Below are 25,305 nucleotides of genomic sequence, written 5' to 3'. Positions count from 1 at the left end.
GAGACCGGTGGTGAGGCGCCGCTGGTGAGGGGCGTGGGTGGATGAGGGGGCCGGTTCCACGGCGTCCGCCGTCCGGCCCGCCGGCGCCACCGGGCCCGTCGTCCGGCCCGGACGAGTGGCCCTAGAGGACCAGGGCGGCGCCGCACACCGCCATCGCCACGGTGCACAGTGCCGCCGCGGCGGCGTGCCGGGGCGTGAAGGGCACGCGGCCCGGACCGGCCGCGAGGGCCCGGATCCGGCGGTGCGCTACGGCGAGGAGGACCAGCCAGAGCCCGCAGCACAGGGCGGCCGCGACGATCCCGGGCGCCGGGGCGCCGCCGTGCAGCGCGGTCCTGACGCCGAGGACGGCGGCCACCGTCCCGGACAGCGTCGTACGCCGCCACGCGAGCCGGGTCCGCTCCGGCTGCAGCCCGGGATCACGGCCGGCGAGCCCGCCCCGCCCGGCCGGGGCGCTCACCCCTCCCATCCCACGAGCACCACGACGACCATGGCGACGGCCACGACCGCGACGACGAGGCTCAGCAGGGCCGGGAACCGGGAGACGGGCAGGTCCTCGCCCCGGCGCATGGCCCGCTCGCAGCGCACCCAGTGGTTGACGGCCCGCAGCGAGCACAGCACGCCCGCGGCGAGCAGCGCGAGCGCGAGCCCGACCCGCCATCCCCAGCGCAGGTCCGGCAGGAACTGGTCCACGGCGAAACCTCCGCCGATCAGCGCGAGCGCGGTGCGCAGCCAGGCGAGGAAGGTGCGCTCGTTGGCCAGCGAGAAGCGGTAGTCGGGCGTCTCACCGTCCTCCCGGACTTCCGCGGGCACGAACCAGAACCGGACGTTCCGCACAAACTCGATCACACGCGCGACCCTACCCGTGCCCCACCCACCGGGCCGCCGCCGGGCGCCGCTACGGTGCCGGGCATGGACGTGCCCACGCCTGCGACCGGCTGCGCGATGCCCGGGTACGCCATCGCCCCCGCCGAGCACCTGCTCGGCCTGCCCGGGTTCTGGCCCGCCTACCTCGGGCCGCTGTGGGACGGGTACGCGCGCCGGCCCGAGGTGTTCGGGGCCGACGCTGCGGACGTCGACGCGGCGGCCGAGGCGCTGTACGGGGCCACCGAACCCTGGCCGGCGTACCGCGTGCCCCTGCCGGCAGGCGCCGTGGTGTGGGTCGTGCACCGCGACCATCCGGACGGCGCGGGCACGGACTTCGTGCTCACGCGGCCGGACCTGCCCGGGGAGGTGTCCCTGGCCTCGCTCGACGGCCACCACCGAGGCCCCGGCTTCTCCCGGCCGGACCTGCTCGGCGCCGCCGGCGCGGTACCGCCCGGCGCCGAGGGGGTGCGGGACCCGGACGTCCGGCTGCTCCTGCTGCTCCCGGCGTTCGGCGACGCCCTCACGCCGGCCGAGGAGGCGGTGCGGCGGGTCGGGGCAGCGCTCACGGCCGTCGGCGTGGCGGCCGGGGAGGCCGCCGCAGTGGCGGAGGGGTTGCTCGACGACCCGTACCGGGGCGGCACCGTGTGGTCGGGCCCGCAGGACAGTCCGCTGAGCGGCGGTGGCGGCGGACACGGCCCGGCGGGCGCGGCCCTGTTCAGCCCCGCGCCGGACCCGGCCGCCCCGGCGAGCGGAACCGCCTGAGCCGTGCGTACGCCGCCAGGCCGTCCGGGACCCAGGTCCAGTCGCCCAGGCGGCGCTCGACCTCGCTCTCGGGGAGGAAGTCGTGCCAGGCCACCTCCTCGGCCTGCGGGTCGACGGGCAGGTCGCAGGTCACCTCGTACACCGCCGACCACCAGGTGCGGCCGGCGCCGTCGTCGTAGAGGAACTTGAACAGGTACCGGGGGGCCGGCAGGCCGGTCACGCCCAGTTCCTCCTCGGCCTCGCGCAGGGCCGCCCCGTCGTAGGACTCGCCGGCGCCGACCACGCCGCCGACGAACATGTCGTACAGGGAGGGGAAGACCAGTTTCTGCGGGGTGCGCCGGTGCACGAAGATCCGCCCGGCGGCGTCCCGGACCTGGACGAACACGCAGCGGTGCCGCAGGCCCCGGGCGTAGACCTCGCCGCGCGGGGACCGTCCGACGACCCGGTCCCGCTCGTCCACGACGTCGAGGATCTCGTCAGCAGCGCTCATGCCCTCATCCAAGCAGGCCCGGTGACGTCCGGCGCCCGGTACCTCAGGGCGAGGCCGGGCTGACGGCGGCCGAGCCGGCCCGGGCCCGTTCCCCCGCCGCGCCGGCCGGCATCGCGGGGTGCAGGCCCAGCAGGACGATCCCGGCGAACACGGCCAGCAGGCCGCCCGCCTCCCAGCCCAGTGCGGCCGCGTCCGTGCGCAGCCGGTCGCCGAGGAAGCCGACGCCGCAGACGATGCCGGCGAGCGGCTGGGCCGCCGTGAGGGCGGGCAGCGACTTGCGCAGGGACGCCGTCTCGAAGGCGCTCTGCACCAGCAGCAGCCCCGTGACGCCGAGCACGAGGACGGCGTACGGCTGCCAGCCCGTCATCAGCCCGGCGAAGCCGCCGTCGGAGAACCTCTGCCCGCTCACCCGGGTCAGCGCGTCCTGCACCCCGTACAGCAGCCCGGCCGCGAGCGCGAGCAGCACCGGCCCGGAGCCCATCGGGGACCGTTTGCCGCGGGCCGTGAGCAGCAGGGCGAGCCCGGTCATGATCCCGATGATCAGCCACTGCCGCAGCGGGTCGGCCGTCGCGGTGCCGCCCTCCGGCCGGCCCGCCACGATGAACGCCGTCACACCGCCCGCCAGCAGCAGCAGGCCCGACCACCCCTGGCGACCCAGCGGCTGCCGCGTCTGCCGGCGCGACAACGCGAGCGCGAAGAGCAGGTTCGTGGCCAGCAGCGGTTCCACGAGCGACAGCTCGCCCCGGCCCAGCGCCGCCGCGCCCAGACCCGTGCCGGCCACCATCAGGGCGATGCCGCCGAGCCAGCGCCTCACCTTCACCAGGTCGATCAGCAGCCGGAAGGAGAGGAAGTCGCCCAGCGGAGCCCGCTGGGCCGCGTTCTGCTGCAGGACGAAGCCGAAGCCCAGACAGCAGGCGGCGCCGAGAGCGAGCGCCAGAACGGAAACCGACACGCGGTGCACCTCGATCGTCAGGTCGGGTCACGATGGCGTGGGGGCCGAAGGCACCGGCCGGCTGTGCCCGGCACGCCCCCACGCCCCGCCATCGTCGGGGGCGCTCACCGGTGACGCTATGAGCTGCGCCACAAAAGGGCGAAACGGGAAAATCGGATCTTGGTGTCGGCGGCCGCGTGGGTCACTGCGATCACAAGAACCTCACGATTCCCACCAGTTGACGCGTGTAACGCACCATCGGCCCTTGACGCCAACCCTTGGCGGGGGGTTTGCTTTCCGTGATCGATTCATGGCAGTGCGCGTCCGCGCGCCCGACCGACCGCCGTGAGCCGGAACACAAGAAGAGCGCGTGAGGAAGTTCGCGGTGTCCCCACCCCCGCCTCCCCTCGGCCGCGGCCGCAAACGCGCGGCGCAGGCCTTCGACGAGGCCCTCGACGACGCCGAGCTCGTGACCGCGCGCGCCGCACTGGCGCAGGGCCGCTGGCAGAACGCCCGTTCCCTGCTGGTCCACACCGGCGACGACTGGGACCGGCGCGGCCACCGGATCACGGTCCTCGCCCGTGAGCCCTACACCGCCGCCTGGGCCCGGGAGTGGCTGCTCGCCGAGCCGGAGTCCGCCGACGCCTCGGTCCTGCTGGCGATCGCCCAGGTCCGCCGCGTGCTGCACGGCAAGGGCAAGCCGGTCCGGGCCCGGGAAGCCTGCGAGAAGGCCGCCGCCCTCGCCCCCGCCGACCCGACCCCCTGGCTCGGCGTCCTCATGCTGGAGTGCGCGGTCGGCACCGACCACGACGCGGTGCGCACCTTCGAACAGGTCCGCGCCCGCTACCCCGACCACCACCACGCGCACCACCTCATGGTCGCCCGGCTGGCCGCACGCCGTATCGACATGGGCCCCGACCCGCTGCACGAGGTCTACGACTTCGCCAACTGGGCCGCCGAACAGGCACCCGCCGACTCCCCCCTGGCGATCCTGCCCGTCATCGCGCACGCCGAGCGCTACCGCGCCCTGGCCGCCGCCGGGCACGAGCCGGCCGACCCGGTCGCCTCGGGCCACTGGACCGGCCGCCGGGCCCGGCAGGTGATGAAGGCCGCCTTCGACTGGTGGCTGGAGTGGGAGCTGGAGGGCCATCCGCGCCGGCTCGTCGACCTCAACTTCCTCGCCCACGCCAAGTACTGCGAGGGCCGGGGCGCCGAGGCCGCCGCCCTCTTCCACCGCATCGGCCGGCACGCCACCCCGGCGCCCTGGTCGTACCCCGACCGCGACCCGCACACCGCCTTCGCCACCGCCCGGGCCGGGGCGCTCGGCACGGCGTGACACCCCCCGTATCCCACAGTGAGGACGCCCTCCCGATGACCACGGACAGTTCGAGGACGAACACTTCCGCCCCCGGCGGCATCAGTACGTTCAAGGGCCAGGAGCGCGCTCTGCGCGCCGACCGGCTCGGCACCGGCGGCCTGCTGCTCTCCGTCCTCGCCGCGACCGCCCCGCTCATGGTCGTCGCGGGTGTCATGCCCACCACATACGCGGTGATGGGCATCGTCGGCCAGCCGCTGCTCTTCGTCGTCCTGGGCGTCGTCCTGATCCTGTTCAGCGTGGGCTACGCCGAGATGAGCCGGCACGTCCACAACGCGGGCGCCTTCTACGCCTACATCTCCCGCGGCCTCGGCGGCACCGCCGGGGCGGGCGCGGCCCTCGTCGCGCTGGTCGCCTACAACGCCCTCCAGGTCGGCATCTACGGCATCTTCGGCTTCGAGGTCTCCGGACTGCTCGCCACCTACGCCGACCTGGAGGTCGCCTGGTGGATACCGGCCCTGCTGGCGGTGCTCGCGGTCGGCCTGCTCGGCTGGCTGAAGATCGACGTCAACGCGCGCGTGCTCGGCGTCCTGCTGGTCATCGAGGTCCTCCTAGTCGTGATCTTCGACGTCGCCGCGATCACCGACCCGGCCAAGGAGGGCCTGTCGCTGCACGCCTTCGACCCGGACACCCTGACCGGCGCCGGTGTCGGCACCGCGCTGTGCTTCTGCATCGCCGCGTTCCTCGGCTTCGAGCAGGCCCCCGTCTACGCCGAGGAGACCAGCCGCCCGCACGTCCTCGTCCCGCGCGTGATGTTCCTGGCCGTCGGCGGGGTCGCCGTGTTCTTCGCGCTGAGCAGCTGGGCCCTCACCGTCGCCACCGGCCCCTCGGCCATCGTCGGCACCGCCCAGAAGCAGAGCGCCGGCCTGCTGTTCTTCCTCACCGAGTCGCGCCTCGGCGGCACCTTCACCGACGTCCTGCACATCCTGTTCGTCACCGGCATGTTCGCCGCATTGCTCAGCTTCCACAACGTCGTCGCCCGGTACGCCTTCGCCATGGGCCGCGAGGGCCTGCTGCCCGCCGCCTTCGGCCGCACCAGCGGCAGCAGCGGCGCCCCCGGCACCGGCTCGCTGCTCCAGACCGCCGTCGCCGCCGTGGTCGTGATCGGCTTCGCCGTCGCCGACGACAAGCCGGTCGGCGACCCGACCGCACCCGTCCTGCACCTGTTCACCTGGTGCGGCAACATCGGAGCGCTCGGCGTGATCCTGCTGATGGCCGCGGCCTCCCTGTCGGTCGTGGTGTTCTTCGTCCGCCGCGGCGCCGCGGGCGCCCAGTCCTGGCGGCTGCTCACCTCCGCGCTCGCCGGCATCGCCCTGCTGGTCATCGCCGGCTACACGGTCAAGGACTTCGAGGTGCTGGTCGGTGCCGGGCCGGACTCCTCGCTGAGCTGGGTGCTGCCCGGCATCATCGGCCTCGCCCTGGCCGCCGGGCTCGTCCTCGGCCTGGTGCTGCGCGCCCGCGCCCCCGAGAAGCACGCCCGCATCGGGCTGGGCAACGAGGCGTTCCAGCTGGACAAGGCGGCCTCCTCCTGACCCCGCCCGCACGAGTCCCGCTTACGGAAGTCTGACGAACACCCGCGAGCCCTGTCCCGTCCGGGCCGCGGGTGCTCGAATGACGACGTGAACGAGCACGTACCCGAGAGGGTGGACGAAGAAGGCCCCGAGCGGGGCACCCCGATCGGCCGCCGCGTCTTCCTCGGCACCCTCGCCCTGGGCGCCGCCGGCGTGGCCGCCGCACCGCCGCTGCAACGCGGCCTGGAGGGCCTCCTGGGCCGGGCGGCGGACAAGGACCCCACGGGCCTGACCGGCCTGCTGCCGAACGGCGGCGGCTTCCGCTACTACTCCGTCGCCTCCTCGGTCCCGCGCAAGAACGCCGCCACCTACCGCCTCACCGTCGACGGCCTGGTCGACCACCCCACTACCTACACCCTGTCCGACCTCAGAGCCCTCCCGCAGACCCGCACGGTCCGCGACGTCCAGTGCGTCACCGGCTGGCGCGTCCCCGCCACCCCCTTCGAGGGCGTACGCCTCTCCCGCCTCCTGGACGCGGCCGGAGTCCGCCCCACCGCCGGGGCCGTCCGCTTCACCTGCTTCGACGGCACCTACACCGAGAGCCTCACCCTGGAGCAGGCCCGCCGCGCGGACGTCCTGGTCGCCCTGCGCATGCGGGACGAGGACCTCGACCACTCCCACGGCGGCCCGGTCCGCCTCTACGTGGCGCCCATGTACTTCTACAAGTCCGCCAAGTGGCTGTCCGGCATCACCGTCACCGACGAGGTCCGGCCCGGCTACTGGGAGGAGCGCGGCTACGACGTCGACGCCTGGGTGGGCCGCTCGAACGGACGGGACGATGAGCCCACGAACTGACACGGCCCCCGCCACGACCGACGTGCGCCGCTTCACCGCACCGCAGCGCTGGATCCACCGCGCCACGGCCGCGCTGATGGGCGTCTGCGTGGTCACGGCGGCCTGCCTCTACATCCCCCAGCTCGCCGAACTCGCCGGCCGCCGCGCCCTGGTCGTCACGCTGCACCAGTGGGCGGGCCTGGCCCTGCCCGTGCCGGTGCTGGCCGGTCTGGCCTCCCGCGCCTTCCGCGCCGACCTCGGCCGCCTCAACCGCTTCGGCCCGCACGACCGCGTCTGGCTGCGTGCCGTCCTGCACCGCGACGGACGCCCGGAGTCCCGGCCCGCGGGCAAGTTCAACGCCGGGCAGAAGCTCTACGCGTCCTGGATCGCCGGAGCCACCCTCGTGATGCTCGGCACCGGCCTGATGATGTGGTTCACCCACCTCACCCCGCTGCTGTGGCGCACCAGCGCCACCTTCGTCCACGACTGGCTGGCCCTCACCATCGGCATCGTCCTGGCCGGTCACATCGGCATGGCCCTGGCGGACCCGGAATCCCGCCGGGGCCTGCGCACCGGCAGGGTGAGCCGGCACTGGGCGGACCGTGAGCACCCACTGTGGCGCCCGTAGCCCGCGCACCCCGGGGGCGCGGGGAACTGCGCGGCGAGCCACGACGCACCCGCGGACGCGCGACGGCCGAACGGCTCACGGCGCTCACGGCCACGGCACCGCGCCGGCGGGAACGCCGGACGGCCCACCCCCTGCCCGGCCCCGGCGGCCGACAGGCCGCCTCCATGCCGGAGAAGGGATGAGCCGTCCGTGCCGCGGCGCTCCTACAGCACCAGGGACAACAGCAGCACCAGACCGCCCGCGACCACCGAGATGATCGTCTCCATCACCGACCAGGTCTTGATGTTCTGGCCGACGGTGAGCCCGAAGTACTCCTTCACCATCCAGAACCCGGCGTCGTTGACGTGGCTGAAGAACAGCGAGCCGGCACCGATGGCCAGGACCAGCAGGGCGGCGTGCGTGGTCGACATGTCCGCCGCCAGCGGGGCGACCAGACCGGCGGCCGACACCGTGGCCACCGTCGCCGAGCCGGTCGCGAGCCGGATCACCACCGCGATGAGCCAGGCCAGCAGCAGCGCCGGGATGGACCAGTCCTCGGAGATGTCCAGGACCATCCGCCCCACGCCCGTGTCGATCAGCGTCTGCTTGAAGCCGCCGCCCGCGCCGACGATCAGCAGGATGCCCGCGATCGGCATGAGGCTCTTCTCCACGAGCGGGGAGATCCGCTCCTTGGAGAACCCGGCGGGCCGCAGCAACGTGAAGATGCCGACCAGCACCGAGGCGAGCAGGGCGATCATCGGGGCGCCGATGACGTCGAAGACACGCTGCACCGGCTGCTCGGGATCGTCCACGACGATGTCGACCAGCGCCTTGGCGAGCATCAGGATCACCGGCAGCAGCACGGTGAAGAGAGTGGCCCCGAAGCCCGGACGCTTCTCCAGCTCCTCGGAAGCCCGTTGCGGGATCATCTTCTCGGGGGCCGGCACGTCGACCCAGCGGGCCGCGTACCTGGAGAACACCGGACCGGCGATGATCACCGTCGGGACGGCGACGAGGACACCGAGCGCCAGGGTCACGCCGAGGTCGGCCCCGACGGCGTCGACGGCGACCAGCGGGCCGGGGTGCGGCGGCACCAGGCCGTGCATCACGGACAGGCCCGCGAGGGCCGGGATGCCGATGCGCATCAGCGAGTAGTTGCCGCGCTTGGCCACCATCAGCACCACCGGGATCAGCAGCACGATGCCGACCTCGAAGAACAACGGCAGCCCGATCACCGACGCGATCAGCACCATCGCCCACGGCATCGACCGCCCGCCGGCCCGGGCCAGGATGGTGTCGACGATCTGGTCGGCGCCACCGGAGTCGGCGAGCATCTTGCCGAGGATCGCGCCGAGGGCGATCAGCACGCCGACACCGGCGACCGTGGAGCCGAGGCCGGCGCTGAAGCTGGTGAGGACCTTGTCCAGGGGTGCCCCGGCGATCGCGCCGAGCGCCAGCGACCCGATGGTCAGCGCCAGGAAGGCGTGCAGCTTGAACTTGGTGATGAGCAGGACGATGACGGCGATGCCCGCCAGGACGGCGATGCCCAGCTGAGCGTGGCCGGCCGAGGTGATCGGCTCGGGTGCGTCCGCTGCCAGCATCTCGACGCTGAGTCTGGTCACGGTGGGGAAGTCCCTTTGCGTTGGAGAGGGGGGAGGAGGGAGCCGGAAGGGACTACGGGATGGGCTCGGGGAGCGAGTCGAGGGCGGCGGCCGCCCGCTCGGTGATCTCCGCCGGGCTGCCCGAGACGTCCACACCGACCCCCGCCTCGTCCGCCTCCAGGGGCTGGAGCGTGGCGAACTGGGAGTCGAGCAGCGCCGTGGGCATGAAGTGCCCCTTCCGGTGCGACATCCGGTCCTCGATCAGCGCGCGGTCGCCGGTGAGGTGCACGAAGACCACGCCGGGTGCGGCGGCCCGCAGCCGGTCGCGGTACGACCGCTTCAGTGCCGAGCAGCTGACCACCCCGCCGAGCCCGGCCCGCCCCTGCGCCCAGTCGCCGATGGCGTCCAGCCAGGGACCGCGGTCCTCGTCGGTGAGCGGCGTACCGGCCGACATCTTGTCGATGTTGGCCGGCGGGTGGAAGTCGTCGCCCTCGGCGTACGGGACGCCGAGCCGGGCCGCGAGCAGGGGACCGATGGTGGTCTTGCCGGTGCCGGCGACGCCCATGACCACGACGACGTGGGGGGTGTTCATCGCTGCCTCACTGTCTGCTGTCTTCGTCGACACGTGATGTCGACGCAACTGAAACCCATAGGTACGACTAATTCAAGAGGTCGTGACGAATAAGTCTGACTTTTTGGCTCCGTGATCTACCCCGTACGCTGAGTGCATGACCACACCGGACCGGGGGCTGCACGGTCGTGTACTGGACACCCTCGGCCCCGAGATCACGGGGGGCGAGTACCCGCCGGGCAGTGTGCTGCGCACCGACGAACTCGCCCAGCGTTTCGACGTGTCGCGCTCCGTGATGCGCGAGGCGGTCCGCGTCCTGGAGTCCATGCACCTGGTCGAGTCCCGCCGCCGCGTCGGCGTCACGGTGCGCGCCAGGTCCGAGTGGAACGTCTACGACCCGCAGGTGATCCGCTGGCGTCTGGCCGGCGCCGACCGCCCGCGGCAGCTGCGCTCGCTCACGGTGCTGCGCTCGGCGATCGAGCCGGTCGCGGCCGGCCTCGCCGCCCGGCACGCCACGCCCGAGCAGTGCGCCGAACTCACCGAGCGGGCCCTGGGCATGGTCGCCCACTCACGCGGTCACAGGCTGGAGGGGTACCTCCTGCACGACGTGGCCTTCCACCGCGTCATCCTCGAGGCCTCGGGCAACGAGATGTTCGCCCGCCTCGGCGACGTCGTCGCCGAGGTGCTGGCCGGCCGCACCCATCACGACGTGATGTTCGAGGACCCCGATCCGGCCGCCGTCACCCTGCACGTCCGGGTCGCCGAGGCCGTCCGCGCGCGCGACGCCGCCCGCGCCGAGGAACTGACCCGCGAGATCACCGTCGGCGCCCTCCAGGAACTGGACATCCTGGCGCCCTGACGCCCGCTGCCGTCCAGAAACCCACGTCCGGCGTGCGGGATCCGCTGCCCCGGGGTCCGGCATCCCGGCGCCCCGACGCCGTTACGGCAGGAAGTCGCCGTCGACGTACACCCAGGCCCCGTCGACCCGCTCGAACCGGCTCCGCTCGTGCAGCGACCCGCCGCGGTGGGACGCCCGGAACTCCACGGTCCCGGCCGAGTGGAACGCCGATCCGTCATCCGTGCCCAGGATCTCCAGGCCGGTCCAGCGCGTGCCCGGGTCGAGCTCCAGCGTCCCGGGCCGGGTCCGCGGGTGCCACGTCCGCAGCAGGTACCCGGCGTCGCCGTGCACGAAGGCGCTGTAGCGCGACCGCATCAGGGCTTCCGCGGTGGGTGCCGCGGCGGTCCCGCGGTGGTACCGGCCGCAGCAGGCCGCGTAGTCCTGGGGAAGTCCGCAGGGGCAGGAACGCCTGGTCATGGCACCTCTCTCGCGCGAACGACCGAGGGCCGCGACCTCGCGGTCACGGCCCTCGATGCAAGTGTCCGAGGGGGGACTTGAACCCCCACGCCCGATAAAGGGCACTAGCACCTCAAGCTAGCGCGTCTGCCATTCCGCCACCCGGACAAGGTGTCTGTCGCGTGGGCTTTCCCCGCGGCGACGACGTAAACATTACCAGGCTTTCCCGGGTGGCCCGATCACCCCCCGCCCGGCCCCCGGGCGGGGGCTGAACGCCGTGTGACGGGCCGGGAGGCCTCTTGGGGAGCGGGCCGGACAGAGAGAGGATGAAGGGGACCCACCAGCAGAGACACCGGGAGGAAGCACGTGAGCGAGACGGACACGGCCAGGAACGTCACCGGCGAGGACGAGGTCGTGGACCTCTGCCGCGAGCTGATCCAGATCGACACCAGCAACTACGGCGACCACTCGGGACCGGGCGAGCGCAAGGCGGCCGAGTACGTCGCCGAGAAGCTCGCCGAGGTCGGGCTCGAACCGCGGATCTTCGAGTCGCACCCGGGCCGCGCCTCCACCGTGGCCCGCATCGAGGGCGAGGATCCCTCCCGGCCCGCGCTGCTCATCCACGGCCACACCGACGTCGTACCGGCCAACGCGGACGACTGGACCCACCACCCCTTCTCCGGCGAGGTCGCCGACGGCTGCGTGTGGGGCCGCGGGGCGGTCGACATGAAGGACATGGACGCGATGACCCTCGCGGTCGTCCGCGACCGGCTGCGCAGCGGGCGCAAGCCGCCGCGCGACATCGTCCTCGCGTTCCTCGCGGACGAGGAGGCCGGCGGCACGTACGGGGCCCGCTACCTCGTCGACCACCACCGGGACCTCTTCGACGGCGTCACCGAGGCGATCAGCGAGGTCGGCGGCTTCTCCTTCACCGTGAGCGAGGAGCGTCGGCTGTACCTGATCCAGACGGCCGAGAAGGGCATGCACTGGATGAAGCTCACCGTGGCCGGCACGGCGGGCCACGGGTCGATGATCCACCGGGACAACGCGATCACGGAGCTGTCGGAGGCCGTCGCGAGGCTGGGCCGGCACACGTTCCCGGTACGGGTGACCAAGACCACCCGCGCCTTCCTCGACGAACTCGGTGACGCGCTCGGCACCGAGCTCGACCCGGAGGACATGGAGTCGACCCTCGCCAGGCTCGGCGGCATCGCCAAGCTGATCGGCGCGACCCTGAGCAACACGGCCAACCCCACCCAGCTCGGGGCCGGCTACAAGGTCAACGTCATCCCGGGCGAGGCCACCGCCCACGTCGACGGCCGCTTCCTGCCCGGGTTCGAGGACGAGTTCCTCGCCGACCTCGACCGGATCCTCGGCCCGAAGGTGCGGCGCGAGGACGTGCACGCGGACAAGGCCGTCGAGACCACCTTCGACGGGGCGCTCGTGGAGGCCATGCAGTCCTCGCTGCTGGCCGAGGACCCGACCGCCAAGGCCGTCCCCTACATGCTGTCCGGCGGCACGGACGCCAAGTCCTTCGACGACCTGGGCATCCGGGGCTTCGGCTTCGCGCCGTTGAAGCTGCCGCCGGAGCTGGACTTCGCGGGCATGTTCCACGGCGTGGACGAGCGGGTGCCGGTCGACGGCCTGAAGTTCGGCGTGCGGGTCCTCGACCGCTTCATCGACGCCTCCTGAAGGGGCTGCCGGATTCCGCTAATCGGTCGGGCGTGCGAGATCGACTGGGAAGAGTGAATGCGACGATCAGCTCGTAGCCTCATTACTCCAGCCTCGTTACAGGTAATGCGATCGCACGATGGGTCGCTTTGCCAACTAGGAGGAATAATGATCAAGAAGGTCGTCGCTGCTGCGGCTGCCACCGGTGGGCTGGTTCTCGCGGGCGCGGGCCTCGCCGTCGCCGACTCGGGTGCTCAGGGTGCCGCGGTGCACTCCCCGGGCGTCCTGTCCGGCAACGTCGTTCAGGTGCCCGTTCACGTCCCGGTGAACGTCTGCGGCAACACGGTCTCCGTGATCGGTCTGCTGAACCCCGCCTTCGGCAACACCTGCGTCAACAAGTGACGCTTCCCCCTCCGTAGAGGGAGTCCAAAGCCATCGGTCCCGGAGCGCGTGCCATGCGCTCCGGGACCGAACGCTTCCGCAGGTGAATTCGAGAAGAATTCGATAAAGGGTCGAAGGCAGGTATTCAGCAATGCGACAGGTCACCCGCAAGGGTCTGATGACCGTGGCGGCCGCGACCGGTGTGATCGCCGCCGCGGGCGGCTCGGCGCACGCCGACTCGGGCGCGCAGGGCTCCGCCTCGGGCTCGCCGGGCGTGCTGTCCGGGAACTCGGTGCAGGTGCCGGTGCACGCGCCGGTCAACGTCTGCGGCAACACGGTCAATGTCATCGGCGTGCTCAACCCGTCGGTCGGCAACTCCTGCGCCGACAAGGGCGGTGGATCGTCGTCGGGGGGATACGGCGACTCACGCGACCACGGCGGTTCGCACGCGGGCGGACACGCCACCGACTCGCCCGGCGTCGGCTCGGGCAACCACGTCCAGGTGCCGATCCACGTTCCGGTGAACGTGTGCGGCAACAGCGTCGACGTCATCGGCATCGCCAACCCCAGCGCGGGCAACGACTGCGGCAACGGCGGCGGCCACCACGGCACCCCGCCCGGCGGCGGCCACGAGAACCCCGGCCAGCCGGGTGGCCCGGGTGGTCCCGGGAGCCCGGGTGGTCCCGGTGACCCCGGGGGTCCGGGTGAGCCCGGTGGTCCGGGAACCCCTGGTCACCCCGGCCACCCGGGTGGCCCCGGCCAGCCCGGCGGCCCGGACGGCCCCGGCGGACCCGACGGCCCCGGCAACCCGGGCACGACCCCCGGCACCGGCGAAGAGGGGCCGGGCGGCGAAGGTCCGGGAGCCCGGGGCTCCGGCGGCGGCAACGAGCCGGGCAGCCAGTTCGTCCTCCAGCCCGAGGGCGACGCCCAGCTCGCCAGCACCGGCAGCGACCTGCCCCTCGGCTTCGCCCTGCCGGCCGGCGCGGGCGCGCTGCTCGCGGGCGCGATCCTCTACCGCAAGGCCCGCGCCTCGGCCTGACACCCCCCACCCCGCACAACGGAGCGGGCCCCGCCGATGCGGGGCCCGCTCCGTCATGTGCCTTCTTTCCGTACGCCGTCCCAGCTCACCACGTGGCCCGCACCTGGCGGATGATCCGCCGGCGCAACCGCACCCTGCGGCTGCCGTCGCGCAGCAGGCTCAGACGGTGCAACTCCCAGTGTCCGTACTCCGCATGGTCCGTCAGCAGACGCGCCGTCTCCTTGCGGGACACCCCGCGCGGCACGTACACGTCGACAAATTCGTATTCCGGCATCGCATCTATTGTGCGGGCTGGGGCCTGGTACGGATAGCGTCTGCACTATGTCTGATGCTGCGCAGCCCACCGCTGCCGAGGTACGCGCCGCCGCCGAGGCGGTCAAGACCGCGCTCGACCGCCACCTGGCCGCGGTCGAACGCAGGTCGGGAGAGGACGACCCGGCCGTCTACGAGGCGTTCAACCAGCTGGCCGCGGCCGCAGAGGTGTACGACGAACTGCTCTACGACCGCTACGACGAGGTCACCCCCTTCGAGATCCCCGGTGCGGAGGACGCGCTGCCCCCGTACACGGGCCCCGAGGAACCGAGCGCGGTGAGCGTGCTGATCCGCCGCGACTACGCCGTCGCCGAACCGCAGCGGCTGCTGGCGCACGCACAGCGGATCGAGGCCGCGGACGGCGACGACGGTCCGTCGGCGTCCGGCACGGTGCACGGCGCGCTCGGTCTGCTGTTCGGCGAGTTCGAACCCGACGAGATCGCCTCGCGGCACAAGGAGTTCGGGCTGGAGGAGGGCGACTCCACGCTCTGGGTGACGGCCGCGGACGAACCGGCCGAGCCCGGCGAGTGGCTGGAGGCGCCGTTCGAGCAGGTGGACCCGCAGCAGGTGGTCTGCCGCTTCGACGTCAGCGCCGTCTTCGACGACATGGACGACGACGCCGATGACGAGGACGACATCGAGGACGAGCTGGACACCGATCTGGACGAGGACGACGACCTGGAACCGCTGGACGCGGACCGCCGCTGAGGCGCGTACGAGAGCGGTCACCGGGGCGGTGGCCAGGGGCCCGGCCCCTGGCCACCGCCCTCGTCACATCCCGGCGACCTGGGGTGCGAGCAGCGCCGGGAGCCGCGTCGTCCGCGGCTTCGCCGGGACCTCGGCGACGGCCCGGGGCAGAGCCTGCTCCACGCCGTGCACCACCGACAGATGGCGGTCGGCCCGCCCGAACGCCGTGTACACCCACGGCCGGCTGAGCGCCTGCGCCGCGTCCCCGGGCAGGACGACGACCACGGCGGGCCAGCGGCTCCCCACCGCCTGGTGCGCGGTCAGCGCCCAGCCGTGCCGCACGGTCTGATCCACCCGCTCCTTCGGCACCACCACGGCCTCACCCGCGCACGACAGGTGCAGCCCCTCGGCGTCCGCCTTCACCACGCGTCCGGTCACGGCACGGCCCGGGACGGGGGAGTGGACGATCCGGTCACCCGGGTCGAAGCCGCCGAAGCGGCCGGGGCCGGGATTCAGCCGTTCCTTCAGCGCGGCGTTGAGCGCGCGCGTGCCGACCGCTCCGCCGTGCCCCGGCGTGATCACCTGGGTCTCCTCGGCCGGTACGCCGATCGCCCGCGGCACCGAGTCCACGACGAGCTGCACCGTCCGGTGCACCGCCTCGCCGGCGTCCCGCACGGGCACGATCACGACCTCCTTGCCGGGCGCCTCGACCTGGTGCAGCTCACCCACGCCGATGCCCGAGACCAGCTCACCCAGCGGCCCGGGGTCCGGGAGGCGCGAGGCGACCTGCGGGCAGATCCGCGCGGCGAGCAGGTCGGCGAAGACCCGGCCGGGACCCACCGACCACAGCACGCCGGGATCCCCGGCCAGCACCAGCCGCGCCCCGTCCGGCAGCGATTCCGTCAGCAGGGCCGCCGTCTCGACGTCCAGCTGCGGCGCGTCGAGCACCACCAGCAGATCGAGGTCGAAGGCACCGTCGCCATCGCGGCCGGGGCCCTCCACCCCGGCCAGCAGCCCCGGCACGGTCGCGACGGGGACGTCCGCACCGGCGATCGGGGCGGCGGGGGAGGGGCCGCCCGGGCCGTCGGCGGCGTCCCCCGACGGCTCCGCCGCCCCGGCACCGCCCGTTTGCCGCACCAGGGCCGCGAAACGGTCCCGGCCGACCGGGCTGTGCGTCGCCGCCCAGGCCCGCAGCCCCAGGCCGCGCGCCGCGTTCAGCAGGACCGCCGGCTCGAGCAGGGACGCCTCGGCGCCGGTGTGCAGCACCAGGCCGTGACCGGCGACCGCACGCAGCAGCTCGGCCGCGGACCCCTGGGCACCGGCTGCGGCCCCTTCCCACGCCCCGGCCGAACCGTCCTGCTCGGGGGTCGAGTTGACCAACCGGGCCAGTCCGTCGGCCAGGCTCTCCTCCGCCAGCGCGTACCGCTCCAGGCCGACCAGGACGCGGACCGGGCGCTCCTCGTCCTCCTCCGACTCCTCGCCGGCCGCGCCGGCCGGAGCGCCGGGCTCCGTCAGGGCGTCCTGGAACACCAGGGCCTCGCCCTCCGCGATCGCGTCCTGCACCGCGCTGTCGGCGTCCGGCACACCCCGCTGGGCCAGGGCCGCGAGCAGGACGGGCATCTCCAGCGCGGTGTGCCCGGCCAGGGCCGCCTGGTCCAGAAGCCACACGGTCAGGGCCCGGCCCCGCCGCTCGTCGTCCGGGCCGCACGCTTCGCCCAGCAGTGCCCGCGCGAACCCGTCGGCCTGCTCGGGCCGCACCCCGGCGACCCGCAGCAACTGCCAGGGGTCGGTGCGCAGCAGCTCGTCCGCGCCGTCGCCGAGAGCGGCGGCCACCTGCGGGGCGAGCGCCTCGGGGGCACCGCCCTCCGCCAGCACCCGCCGCACCGTCTGCACGACCTCGGGCGCCGGGGCGGGAACCGCGGCCGCGGTGAGAGTCTCGGCCGCCAGGGGCTGGGGCCGCCGGACGGGCTCGGCGGGGGTGCGGCGGGGAGCGGGCGCGGGATCCTCGAACACGGTGGCCACCGGCTTGTCGCCGCTCTCCACGGCACGGACGGCCGCGAGCAGATCGGCGGCCTTTCCGCTCAGCTTGGTACCGGCCTCGATGGGCGCCTTCTTCTCGGCCTTGCGCTGCTCGATGCGCTCCCGCTCGGCCCGCTGCGCCCGCAGCTCCGCCTCGGCCTCGGACACCTGCCCGGCGCCCGCGTCACCGCTGTCGCTCCCGGACGTCGGCCCCGACCCGGCGTCACCGCCGTCACCCTCGGAGGCCTCCCCGGCGCCGAAGTCCTCGGGCCCTTGCCCGCGCCCGGTTCCGGCAACCGCGCCCTCGCCGATCTCCCCGGCCCCGGTGCCACCGCCCGCGGTGCTCTCCGTGCCCGGCGTCCCCGGCTCGGTGTCCTCCGTGGTCTCGGGCTCCGTGCTCACAGCGTGCTCCAGTCGTGATCGGGATAGCGGTGCACGGGCGCCGACACATCGTCCAGCGCCCGGCAGATCTCGTCAGGAAGACTAAGGGTCTCCACTGACAACGCGGCCCTGAGCTGCTGCGCGTTGCGCGCGCCGACGATCGGCGCTGCCACGCCGGGCCGGTCGCGGACCCAGGCCAGGGCCACCTGCAGTGGCGTCACCGCCAGCCCGTCGGCGGCGGTCGACACGGCGTCCACGATGCGGCTCGCCGTGTCGTCCAGGTACGGCGCGACGAAGGGCGCGAGGTGCTCCGAGGCACCGCGGGAGTCCGGCGGGGTGGCGTCACCCCGGTACTTGCCCGTCAGCACCCCGCGCCCCAGCGGCGACGACGGCAGCAGCCCGATGCCCAGGTCGAGCGCGGCCGGCAGCACCTCGCGCTCGACGCCCCGCTGGAGCAGCGAGTACTCGAGCTGCGTGGCGGCCAGCCGGGTCCGGGTGCCGGGCGCGGCCAGCTGCCAGGTGCCGGCCTTGGCCAGTTGCCAGCCGCAGAAGTTGGAGACCGCCGCGTAGCGGGCCCGCCCGCTGGCGACCGCGACGTCGAGTGCCTGGAGGGTCTCCTCCAGGGGGGTCTCCGGGTCGTAGGCGTGCACGTGCCACACGTCGACGTAGTCGGTGCCGAGCCGGGCGAGCGAGGCGTCGAGCGCGGAGAGCAGATGGCCGCGGGAGCCGTCGACGCGGCGGTCGGGGTCGGGCACGCTCCCGGCCTTGGTCGAGACGATCAGGTCCCGGCGGGGAACGAGGCCGTCCATCAGCCTGCCCAGCAGGTACTCGGCCTCACCGTCGCCGTACACGTCGGCCGTGTCGACGAGGGTGCCGCCCGCCTCCCAGAACGTCTTCACGAGGTCCGCGGCGTCGTGCTCGTCGGTGTCCCGCCCCCAGGTCAGGGTGCCGAGCCCGATGCGGGACACGCGCAGGCCGGTGCGGCCGAGATGCCTCTGCTCCATGAACGCCGAGATTACTGGCCAGAACCTACCGTGTGGGTGGCTGTGGACGACCGATTTCCGGGGGCGGACGGTGGGCTTCCCGGGCCCGCCGCAAGCGGCCGCGCGACCGCCGCGGTTCGGCGCGCGGCCCCCACAGCCGGGTGCGCGGCCGGCGCCGTGCGCCGCCCGGCCGCCGCAGCCCGCCCCCCGAGGTCAGCAGCTGCCGTCCGACACCTGAAGACCCTTGTTCGCGCCCGCCGTGCGGTTCACGACGGCCGGGACGCAGCCGGCCGCGTCGAGGCGGTGGGAGTAAGGGATGGAGACCGTGGTGTTCGAGGTCGGGTCGGGACCGGCCGGCCGGTTCTCGCTGCCCGGCCGGGACCACGTCACGTTGTCGAACACGTTGCCGGCGACCTGCCAGTAGCCGGCCTCGTCGGTGTAGAAGGTGCCGAGGACGTCCTTGGAGTCCTCGAAGTAGTTGTTGTCGACCCTGGCGCGGGCGCCCGCCCGGGAGTTGATGCCGGATTCGTTGAGGCGCACGTAGTGGTTGTTGTACATGTGTGCGATGCCGCCGCGCAGCAGCGGGGCGCGGGAGTCGATGTTCTCGTAGCGGTTGTGGTGGTAGGTGATGAACCCGTTCGACCGGTCGCTCTCGCTGCTGCCGACCAGGCCGCCGCGGCCGGAGTTGCGCAGGACGCTGTAGGACAGCGTCACGTACTGGGTGTTGTTCTTCATGTCGAACAGGCCGTCGTAGCCCTCCGACTCGCCGCCCGAGGCCTCCAGCGTGGTGTGGTCGACCCAGACGTTGCGGACGTTGCTCTCCATGCCGATGGCGTCGCCGCCGTTGGACGTGGGGGAGCCGGACTTCTTGACGTTCCGCACGGTCACGTTCTGGATGACGATGTTCCGCGATTCGCGGATGTGGATGCCCACTTGGTCGAAGACGGCACCGCCGCCGACGCCGACCAGGGTCACGTTGCTGATCTTCTTGAGCTCGATCACGCCGTCGGCGGTGTCGCAGCTGCTGCCGGAGACCTTCTTGGTGTTGGCGTGGGTGATGGTCCCGGTGACCTCGATGGTGAGGGGCGTGCTGCTGCTCGCCCGGCCGCACAGGGCGGCGTGGATCGCGGTACCGGTCGTCGCCCGGACCGTCTGCCCGCCGGCGCCGCCGGTGGTCCCGCCGTTCTGGGTCGCGTAGCCGGTGACGCCACCGGTCGCGGCCGACGCCTGAGGTGTCGTCACCAGCGTTGCGGTGGTGGCGGCCAGGGCCAGGGTCGCCAGGGTCGCGCCGAGTCGCAGTGGGGCTGCTCGCTTCATCCGTGCCTCTCCGTTCCGTGCGGAGTGCGGGTGGGGTTAGAAAGCGCTTTCTCGACGAGACGGTAGGGAACCTGGTGTGCACGCGTCAATGGTCGCGTACTTGATCCTTGTTCACACACCTGAAAGGTGGTGGCTGTACCGCTGTCCCGTGCGGCGGCCCCGCGCTAAGGTCGGCGCACAAGGCACGTTACTGATCAGTAAGGGGAATCGGCATGCAGCTCGGTATCAACCTCGGCTACTGGGGTGCCGGAATGGACGCGGACAACCTGGCCGTCGCCCAGGAGGCCGACCGGCTCGGCTACGCCGTCTGCTGGGCCGCCGAGGCCTACGGATCCGACGCCGCGACCGTGCTGAGCTGGGTCGCCGCCCAGACCGAGCGCATCGACGTGGGCTCCGCCATCTTCCAGATCCCGGCCCGGCAGCCCGCGATGACCGCGATGACCGCCGCCACCCTCGACTCCCTGTCCGGCGGCCGCTTCCGCCTCGGCCTCGGCGTCTCCGGCCCGCAGGTCTCCGAGGGCTGGTACGGCGTGAAGTTCGACAAGCCGCTCGCCCGCACCCGGGAGTACGTCGAGATCGTCCGCAAGGCGATGACCCGCGAACGGCTGACGTACGAGGGACAGCACTGGACCCTGCCCCTGCCCGGCGGCCCCGGCAAGCCCATCAAGCTGACCGTGCACCCGCAGCGCGAGCACATCCCGCTGTACATCGCCGCGATCGGCCCCAGGAACCTCGAGCAGACCGGTGAGATCGCCGACGGGGCCCTGCTGATCTTCCCGTCCGCCGAGCACCTCGAGGACACCACGATCAGGCACCTGCGCGCCGGGCGGGAGAAGGCCGGCAAGACGCTCGACGGGTTCGACGTGTGCCCGACCCTGCCGCTCGCGGTCGGCGACGACAAGGACGTGGCCGCGCTCGCCGACACCTTCCGCCCCTACACCGCGCTGTACGTCGGCGGCATGGGCAGCCCCAAGCAGAACTTCTACAACCAGCTCGCCCAGCGCATGGGCTACGAGCGGGAAGCCGCCGAGATCCAGAGCAGGTACCTCTCCGGCGACAAGCAGGGCGCCGCGGCCGCCGTGCCGCACGACCTGATCGACAGGACGACCCTGCTCGGCTCCGTCGACCGGATCGCCGACCGCATGAAGGCGTACGCCGCGGCCGGGGTCACCACCCTGTCCCTCGCGCCGGCGGGCTTCACGCTCGACGAGCGGCTCGCCTCCCTGCGCGCCGGCACCGAGGCCCTGGAGCGCGCCGGACTCGCCTGAGCCCTGCCTCGACGGGCCCGCCCGGCGGGCCTCTCGCATTCCTGCGGCCGTGGTGGGGGCTCGGGGGTCTTCCCCGCCACGGCCGTCACGCGGAACAACGCGCCGGGCCCGGCTCGGTTACGCCGTCACCGGTCCGCCCGGCGTGGCGCCCCGTACGTCCACCGTTCGGCGGAGCCGTCCCCCACACCTGTTGCAGCGCCCTGCACCCCGCACTTGACTCGTTCTTCGCGGAGACCTGCGGATCGTCAGCACGCGCACGGGTGCGCGGGAGAGGTGCTCAGGATGCTTTCGGCTAAGAGTCTGTTCCAGGAGATCCTCGCCAACGACGAGTCCTTCGCCCTGTTCTGCTCCATCGCCGCGAGCGGCGAGTCCCAGGGCGGCTGGGAGAACGCCCGCATCGCCGCGCTGGTGCCCGGCACCGAACAGGCGCTCGCCCCCAGGATCAGCCGGCACGGCGCCGACGAGGACAAGCACGGCCGCATCTTCAACGCCCTGATGAGGAAGCGCGGCCTCGACCCCGTCCCGGTCCCGCCGGACACCGACTACACCATGCTCCTGGAGAGGAACGGCATCGGCCTCGCGCACGAGCAACTGCGGCGCGACGAGCGGCTCACGGTCCAGGACATCGTCACCTACCTCTCGCACAGCCGGGTCACCGAGCAGCGCGCCTCCGAACAGATGCAGCTGCTGCGCAAGCACTTCGCCGACCACCCCGACATCGGCCGGGCCGTACGGCAGATCTCCGACGACGAGGACAACCACCTCGCCTACTGCCACGAGGAACTGCTGCGCTTCGCCCGCGCCGGACACGGCCGGGCCATCCAGCGGACCCTGCGCGCGTGCGCGCTCGCCGAGATCCGCGTCCACCGGGACGTCAGCCTCGCCGTCATGGCGCGCATGGGCCGCATCCTCGGCTGGTCCCGGGCGAAGTCGGCGGTGCTCGCGGCCGGCATCCACGCCCGGTACGCCTACGAGCGGCTGGGCGGCTGGCGCCGGATGGTGTCGCTCAGGACGCCCGAGCGCCGCAACGCCCTCGGCGGCCCCGCCACGCCCGAACCCGAGTTCGCCTGAACCGGCTCCGGCCGCCCTACAGCCAGCCGCGGCGCTTGAACAGCCGGAACACCATGAACTCCAGGGCGGCCATCAGGGCCATCAGCGCCGGGTACGACCACACCCAGCGCAGCTCGGGCATGTGATCGAAGTTCATGCCGTAAATACCGGCGAGCATCGTGGGAATCGCGGCCATGGCCGCCCACGCGGAGATCTTGCGCATGTCGTCGTTCTGCCGGACGCTCATCTGGGCCAGGTGCGCCGACAGGATGTCCGACACCAGCCGGTCCAGGTTCTCGACGGACTCGTTGACCCGCGTCAGGTGGTCGCTGACGTCCCGGAAGAACGGCCGGGCCCCGTCGTCCACGAACGGCACCGCCACGCCGTAGGGCGCCGTGCCCGCCAGCCGGCTCATCGGCAGGGCCAGCGGCCCGGTCGCCCGGCGGAACTCCAGGATCTGGCGCTTGAAGTCGTAGATGCGGGACGCGGTGTTGCGCGAACCGCCGCCGTCGGGGGAGAAGACCTCCGCCTCCAGGCCCTCCAGGTCGGCCTGCAGCTCGGTGGCGACGTCCAGGTAGTGGTCGACCGCGGCGTCGGCGACCGCGTACAGCACGGACGTCGGCCCGTTGCACAGCAGGTCCGGCTCCTGCTCCAGGCGATGGCGGACGGCCTTGAGGGGCGCGCTCTCGCCGTGCCGCACGGTCACCACGAACGAGTCGCCCAGGAAGATCATCAGCTCCTCGGTGGAGACGGTGTCACTCTGCGGCTCGTAGTGCACGGGCTTGAGCACCACGAACAGCGAGTCGTCGTAGATCTCCAGCTTGGGCCGCTGATGGGCCTTGAGCGCGTCCTCGACGGCCAGCGGATGCAGGCCGAACTCCCGGGTGACGTGCTCGAACTCGCGCTCCGTCGGCTCGTGCAGCCCGATCCACACGAACCCGCCCGCGTCCCGGGCCTCGCCCAGGGCGTCCGAGAAGTCCTCGGACCCCTCCGTCCGCTGCCCGTCGCGGTAGATGGCACAGTCGACGATCACGAAGCGAGTCTCCCGTCACTCGAACGACACGGCACGCGCGTGTGCGCCTACGCTGGAGCGCATGCCCACGCTGATCCTGGTCAGACACGGACGGTCCACCGCAAACACCGAGGGCCTGCTCGCCGGCTGGACGCCCGGCGTCGCCCTCGACGAGCGCGGGGCCGCGCAGGCCGCCGCGCTGCCCGGGCGCCTCGCCGCACTGCCCCTCGCCGAAGTCGTCGCCAGCCCGCTCCAGCGCTGCCAGGAGACGATCCGGCCCCTGCTCCGGGCCCGCCCCGGGCTGAGCGCGCACATCGACGAACGCATCGGCGAGTGCCACTACGGCGACTGGTCGGGGCGCAAGCTCGCCGAACTCAAGGACGAGCCGCTGATGGAGGTCGTGCAGGCGCACCCCTCGGCGGCCGCCTTCCCCGGCGGCGAGTCCATGCGGGCCATGCAGACCCGCGCCGCCGAGGCCGTGCGCGAGTGGAACGCGCGCGTGGAGCGCGACCACGGCGCCGACGCCGTCTACCTCATGTGCTCGCACGGCGACATCATCAAGTCGCTCGTCGCGGACGCGCTGGGACTGCATCTCGACCTCTTCCAGCGGATCTCCGTCGAACCGTGTTCCGTCACGGCGATCCGCTACACCCGGCTGCGCCCGTACCTCGTCCGGCTCGGCGACACCGGCGACTTCGCCTCCCTGGTGCCCCGCGAGGAGCCGCCGGGCGACGACGCCGCCGTCGGGGGTGGTGCGGGCGCACCGTGATCGTCGGCCGCAGTAGGGTGAAGCGGTCGCAGCAGTGCCGTGGTCACACGGTTCCCACGATTCCCATGGAGACAGGACGTGTCCCGTCAGGTGTTCCTCTACGACCATCCGGAGCGTTTCGTGGCCGGTACGGTCGGACTGCCCGGGCGCCGTTCGTTCTTCCTCCAGGCCTCCGCCGGCACCCGGGTGACGAGCGTGGCCCTGGAGAAGACCCAGGTCGCCGCGCTCGCCGAACGCATGGAAGAACTGCTCGACGAGGTCGTGCGCCGTAGCGGCGGCAGTGCCTCCGTCCCCGCCGTCGCGCCGTCGGAGATCACCGACACCGCCCCGCTGGACACCCCCATCGAGGAGGAGTTCCGGGTCGGCACGATGGCGCTCGCCTGGGACGGCGACGAGCAGCTGATGATCGTCGAGGCCCAGGCACTCGTTGAACTCGACGCCGAGTCCGAGGAGGACCTCGCCGAGGCGGAGGAGCGACTGCTGCAGGACGAGGAGAACGGCCCTCCGATGCTGCGGGTCAGGCTCACCGGCGCGCAGGCCCGGGCCTTCGCCAAGCGCGCCCTGGACGTCGTCAACGCCGGGCGGCCGCCGTGCCCGCTGTGCAGCCTCCCGCTCGACCCGGAAGGACACGTATGTCCGCGCCAGAACGGATACCGCCGCGGAGCGTGACGCCTCCCGAGGACGTCGCCGGGCTGCTCGCCGCGGGCGAACTGACCGTGCGCGGACGCATCCGTGAGGCCTCCAACGCGGCACTGTACTGCACGGTGACCCACGGGGGCGCCGAAGTGGCCTGCGTGTACAAGCCGGTCGCGGGGGAGCGGCCGCTGTGGGACTTCCCCGACGGAACCCTCGCCGGGCGGGAGGTCGCCGCGTACGCCGTCTCCGAGGCGACCGGCTGGGGGCTCGTGCCGCCCACCGTGCTGCGCGACGGGCCCTACGGCGAGGGCATGTGCCAGCTGTGGATCGAGGCGGCCCCCGGCGCCGAGCTGCTCGCCCTGGTCGACGGGGAGGAGCCCGGACCGGGCTGGAGGGCGATCGGTCTCGCCGAGGTCGGCGAGGGGCGCACGGCCCTGCTGGTGCACGCCGACGACGAGCGGCTGCGGCGGCTCGCCGTGCTGGACGCCGTGCTCAACAACGCCGACCGCAAGGGCGGTCACCTGCTGCCCACCGGCGAGGGGCGGCTGTACGGAATCGACCACGGCGTCACCTTCAACGTGGAGAACAAGCTGCGCACCCTGCTGTGGGGGTGGGCCGGCGAGCCGCTCACCCCGGAGGCGCTGGACGTCCTTGAGGGCCTCAGGAAGGACCTGGCGCCGGGCGGGGAGCTGGCCGAGCGGCTGGCGCCGCTGATCACCGGCGCCGAGATCGAGGCCACGCGGGCCCGGGTCGGCGCACTGCTGGCCTCGGGCACACACCCCGAGCCGGGCGGGGAATGGCCCGCGATCCCCTGGCCACCCGTGTAACGGGGCGGCGCGCCCCCGGCAGCACAGTGTCCGGCGCACCGCAAGAGCGCCTTCTCGGCCGTCCGGCCCGCTCCCGTTCGTAGAGGGAACTCCAGTCCGGTTAGGCTCAGGGC

The 25,305-nt window shown here is 73.0% G+C and carries 26 protein-coding genes, 1 tRNA gene and 1 pseudogene; 15 read left to right on the top strand and 13 right to left on the bottom strand.

Features of this window, described 5'->3' with window-relative positions; genetic code table 11:
- Positions 1–121 precede the first annotated feature (121 nt).
- Both Q5694_RS20390 and Q5694_RS20385 read right to left on the bottom strand, forming a co-directional pair.
- Positions 122–466, bottom strand: coding sequence for a DUF202 domain-containing protein (locus Q5694_RS20390; protein WP_333934605.1), 345 nt, complete (start codon positions 464–466; stop codon positions 122–124).
- Entirely contained in the window at positions 454–846 is a 393-nt protein-coding gene (locus tag Q5694_RS20385) for a YidH family protein (RefSeq protein ID WP_333934604.1), read from the bottom strand. The genes Q5694_RS20390 and Q5694_RS20385 overlap by 13 nt, the downstream gene beginning before the upstream one ends.
- Before the next feature lie 63 nt (positions 847–909).
- On the opposite strand from Q5694_RS20385, the gene Q5694_RS20380 reads away from it, so the two are divergent.
- Positions 910–1,626 carry a hypothetical protein gene (locus Q5694_RS20380; protein ID WP_333934603.1) on the top strand — a complete coding sequence of 239 codons (717 nt, stop codon included), beginning with the start codon at positions 910–912 and terminating at the stop codon, positions 1,624–1,626.
- On the opposite strand, the gene Q5694_RS20375 is transcribed toward Q5694_RS20380, so the two are convergent.
- Positions 1,580–2,116 (bottom strand): NUDIX hydrolase, encoded by a 537-nt coding sequence (locus Q5694_RS20375; protein WP_333934602.1) that lies wholly within the window; start codon positions 2,114–2,116, stop codon positions 1,580–1,582. The genes Q5694_RS20380 and Q5694_RS20375 overlap by 47 nt on opposite strands.
- A gap of 43 nt (positions 2,117–2,159) precedes the next feature.
- Entirely contained in the window at positions 2,160–3,068 is a 909-nt protein-coding gene (locus Q5694_RS20370; RefSeq protein WP_333934600.1) for a DMT family transporter, read from the bottom strand.
- Between the two features lie 364 nt (positions 3,069–3,432).
- Between Q5694_RS20370 and Q5694_RS20365 the strand changes: the two genes are divergently transcribed.
- The 4 genes from Q5694_RS20365 to Q5694_RS20350 all read left to right on the top strand — a co-directional run bounded on the left by Q5694_RS20365 (position 3,433) and on the right by Q5694_RS20350 (position 7,395).
- Positions 3,433–4,383: a hypothetical protein gene (locus Q5694_RS20365; RefSeq protein ID WP_333934717.1), complete on the top strand. Its 951-nt coding sequence runs from the start codon at positions 3,433–3,435 to the stop codon at positions 4,381–4,383.
- A 35-nt stretch (positions 4,384–4,418) separates the two neighbouring features.
- Positions 4,419–5,954, top strand: a complete 1,536-nt coding sequence (locus Q5694_RS20360) for an APC family permease (protein ID WP_333934599.1) — start codon at positions 4,419–4,421, stop codon at positions 5,952–5,954.
- 87 nt (positions 5,955–6,041) lie between these two features.
- A complete protein-coding gene (locus Q5694_RS20355) occupies positions 6,042–6,788 on the top strand; it encodes a molybdopterin-dependent oxidoreductase (protein WP_443040906.1) in 747 nt (248 codons plus the stop codon).
- Positions 6,772–7,395 (top strand): cytochrome b/b6 domain-containing protein, encoded by a 624-nt coding sequence (locus tag Q5694_RS20350; RefSeq protein ID WP_333934598.1) that lies wholly within the window; start codon positions 6,772–6,774, stop codon positions 7,393–7,395. The genes Q5694_RS20355 and Q5694_RS20350 overlap by 17 nt, the downstream gene beginning before the upstream one ends.
- Before the next feature lie 203 nt (positions 7,396–7,598).
- Here Q5694_RS20350 and Q5694_RS20345 read toward each other — a convergent pair whose 3' ends face one another.
- The gene (locus Q5694_RS20345; RefSeq protein ID WP_333934597.1) at positions 7,599–8,996 is read right to left on the bottom strand and encodes a GntT/GntP/DsdX family permease; all 1,398 of its coding nucleotides are present in this window, start codon (positions 8,994–8,996) and stop codon (positions 7,599–7,601) included.
- Positions 8,997–9,048: 52 nt separating this feature from the next.
- Positions 9,049–9,567: a gluconokinase gene (locus Q5694_RS20340; RefSeq protein WP_333934596.1), complete on the bottom strand. Its 519-nt coding sequence runs from the start codon at positions 9,565–9,567 to the stop codon at positions 9,049–9,051.
- A 136-nt stretch (positions 9,568–9,703) separates the two neighbouring features.
- On the opposite strand from Q5694_RS20340, the gene Q5694_RS20335 reads away from it, so the two are divergent.
- Positions 9,704–10,405: a FadR/GntR family transcriptional regulator gene (locus tag Q5694_RS20335; RefSeq protein ID WP_333934595.1), complete on the top strand. Its 702-nt coding sequence runs from the start codon at positions 9,704–9,706 to the stop codon at positions 10,403–10,405.
- Between the two features lie 81 nt (positions 10,406–10,486).
- On the opposite strand, the gene Q5694_RS20330 is transcribed toward Q5694_RS20335, so the two are convergent.
- Both Q5694_RS20330 and Q5694_RS20325 read right to left on the bottom strand, forming a co-directional pair.
- A complete protein-coding gene (locus tag Q5694_RS20330) occupies positions 10,487–10,861 on the bottom strand; it encodes a YchJ family protein (protein WP_333934594.1) in 375 nt (124 codons plus the stop codon).
- Positions 10,862–10,923: 62 nt separating this feature from the next.
- Positions 10,924–11,008: transfer RNA gene (locus Q5694_RS20325), tRNA-Leu, on the bottom strand.
- Positions 11,009–11,206: 198 nt separating this feature from the next.
- On the opposite strand from Q5694_RS20325, the gene Q5694_RS20320 reads away from it, so the two are divergent.
- The 3 genes from Q5694_RS20320 (at position 11,207) to Q5694_RS20310 (ending at position 13,931) form a co-directional block, all read left to right on the top strand.
- Positions 11,207–12,532 carry a M20/M25/M40 family metallo-hydrolase gene (locus Q5694_RS20320; RefSeq protein ID WP_333934593.1) on the top strand — a complete coding sequence of 442 codons (1,326 nt, stop codon included), beginning with the start codon at positions 11,207–11,209 and terminating at the stop codon, positions 12,530–12,532.
- A 147-nt stretch (positions 12,533–12,679) separates the two neighbouring features.
- Positions 12,680–12,913 (top strand): chaplin ChpH, encoded by a 234-nt coding sequence (gene chpH, locus Q5694_RS20315; RefSeq protein ID WP_215122472.1) that lies wholly within the window; start codon positions 12,680–12,682, stop codon positions 12,911–12,913.
- A 130-nt stretch (positions 12,914–13,043) separates the two neighbouring features.
- Positions 13,044–13,931 carry a chaplin gene (locus Q5694_RS20310; RefSeq protein WP_333934592.1) on the top strand — a complete coding sequence of 296 codons (888 nt, stop codon included), beginning with the start codon at positions 13,044–13,046 and terminating at the stop codon, positions 13,929–13,931.
- Positions 13,932–14,016: 85 nt separating this feature from the next.
- On the opposite strand, the gene Q5694_RS20305 is transcribed toward Q5694_RS20310, so the two are convergent.
- Positions 14,017–14,205 carry a DUF5703 family protein gene (locus Q5694_RS20305; protein WP_094055315.1) on the bottom strand — a complete coding sequence of 63 codons (189 nt, stop codon included), beginning with the start codon at positions 14,203–14,205 and terminating at the stop codon, positions 14,017–14,019.
- 47 nt (positions 14,206–14,252) lie between these two features.
- Between Q5694_RS20305 and Q5694_RS20300 the strand changes: the two genes are divergently transcribed.
- Positions 14,253–14,951, top strand: a complete 699-nt coding sequence (locus Q5694_RS20300; RefSeq protein ID WP_333934591.1) for a hypothetical protein — start codon at positions 14,253–14,255, stop codon at positions 14,949–14,951.
- Between the two features lie 63 nt (positions 14,952–15,014).
- On the opposite strand, the gene Q5694_RS20295 is transcribed toward Q5694_RS20300, so the two are convergent.
- The 3 genes and pseudogenes from Q5694_RS20295 to Q5694_RS20285 all read right to left on the bottom strand — a co-directional run.
- Positions 15,015–17,351 carry a helix-hairpin-helix domain-containing protein gene (locus Q5694_RS20295; protein WP_333934590.1) on the bottom strand — a complete coding sequence of 779 codons (2,337 nt, stop codon included), beginning with the start codon at positions 17,349–17,351 and terminating at the stop codon, positions 15,015–15,017.
- On the bottom strand, positions 17,348–18,334 hold the full coding sequence (locus Q5694_RS20290) for an aldo/keto reductase (protein ID WP_333934589.1): 987 nt from the start codon (positions 18,332–18,334) through the stop codon (positions 17,348–17,350). Before Q5694_RS20290 ends, Q5694_RS20295 begins: the two co-directional genes overlap by 4 nt.
- A 195-nt stretch (positions 18,335–18,529) precedes the next feature.
- Positions 18,530–19,630: pseudogene (locus tag Q5694_RS20285) on the bottom strand (pectate lyase family protein); the annotation flags it as partial.
- A 212-nt stretch (positions 19,631–19,842) separates the two neighbouring features.
- On the opposite strand from Q5694_RS20285, the gene Q5694_RS20280 reads away from it, so the two are divergent.
- On the top strand, positions 19,843–20,898 hold the full coding sequence (locus Q5694_RS20280) for an LLM class F420-dependent oxidoreductase (RefSeq protein WP_333934588.1): 1,056 nt from the start codon (positions 19,843–19,845) through the stop codon (positions 20,896–20,898).
- A gap of 282 nt (positions 20,899–21,180) precedes the next feature.
- Entirely contained in the window at positions 21,181–21,969 is a 789-nt protein-coding gene (locus tag Q5694_RS20275) for a ferritin-like domain-containing protein (RefSeq protein WP_333934587.1), read from the top strand.
- 16 nt (positions 21,970–21,985) lie between these two features.
- Here the strand turns inward: Q5694_RS20275 and corA are convergent, their stop codons facing one another.
- Positions 21,986–22,981, bottom strand: a complete 996-nt coding sequence (gene corA / locus Q5694_RS20270) for a magnesium/cobalt transporter CorA (protein WP_333934586.1) — start codon at positions 22,979–22,981, stop codon at positions 21,986–21,988.
- A 61-nt stretch (positions 22,982–23,042) separates the two neighbouring features.
- Here corA and Q5694_RS20265 point away from each other — a divergent pair, with 61 nt between their 5' ends.
- The 3 genes from Q5694_RS20265 to Q5694_RS20255 all read left to right on the top strand — a co-directional run bounded on the left by Q5694_RS20265 (position 23,043) and on the right by Q5694_RS20255 (position 25,192).
- Complete coding sequence (locus Q5694_RS20265) at positions 23,043–23,729, top strand: histidine phosphatase family protein (protein ID WP_333934585.1); 687 nt, start codon at positions 23,043–23,045, stop codon at positions 23,727–23,729.
- Between the two features lie 78 nt (positions 23,730–23,807).
- Positions 23,808–24,398 carry a DUF3090 domain-containing protein gene (locus Q5694_RS20260; protein WP_333934584.1) on the top strand — a complete coding sequence of 197 codons (591 nt, stop codon included), beginning with the start codon at positions 23,808–23,810 and terminating at the stop codon, positions 24,396–24,398.
- Positions 24,362–25,192, top strand: a complete 831-nt coding sequence (locus Q5694_RS20255; protein WP_333934583.1) for an SCO1664 family protein — start codon at positions 24,362–24,364, stop codon at positions 25,190–25,192. Before Q5694_RS20260 ends, Q5694_RS20255 begins: the two co-directional genes overlap by 37 nt.
- Positions 25,193–25,305: the final 113 nt, after the last annotated feature.

It is taken from the genome of Streptomyces sp. AHA2 (genome assembly GCF_036857595.1).
Taxonomy (GTDB): domain Bacteria; phylum Actinomycetota; class Actinomycetes; order Streptomycetales; family Streptomycetaceae; genus Streptomyces.
Note: the sequence above shows the minus strand (reverse complement) of the source record. Positions and strands in the feature narration are given on the sequence as shown.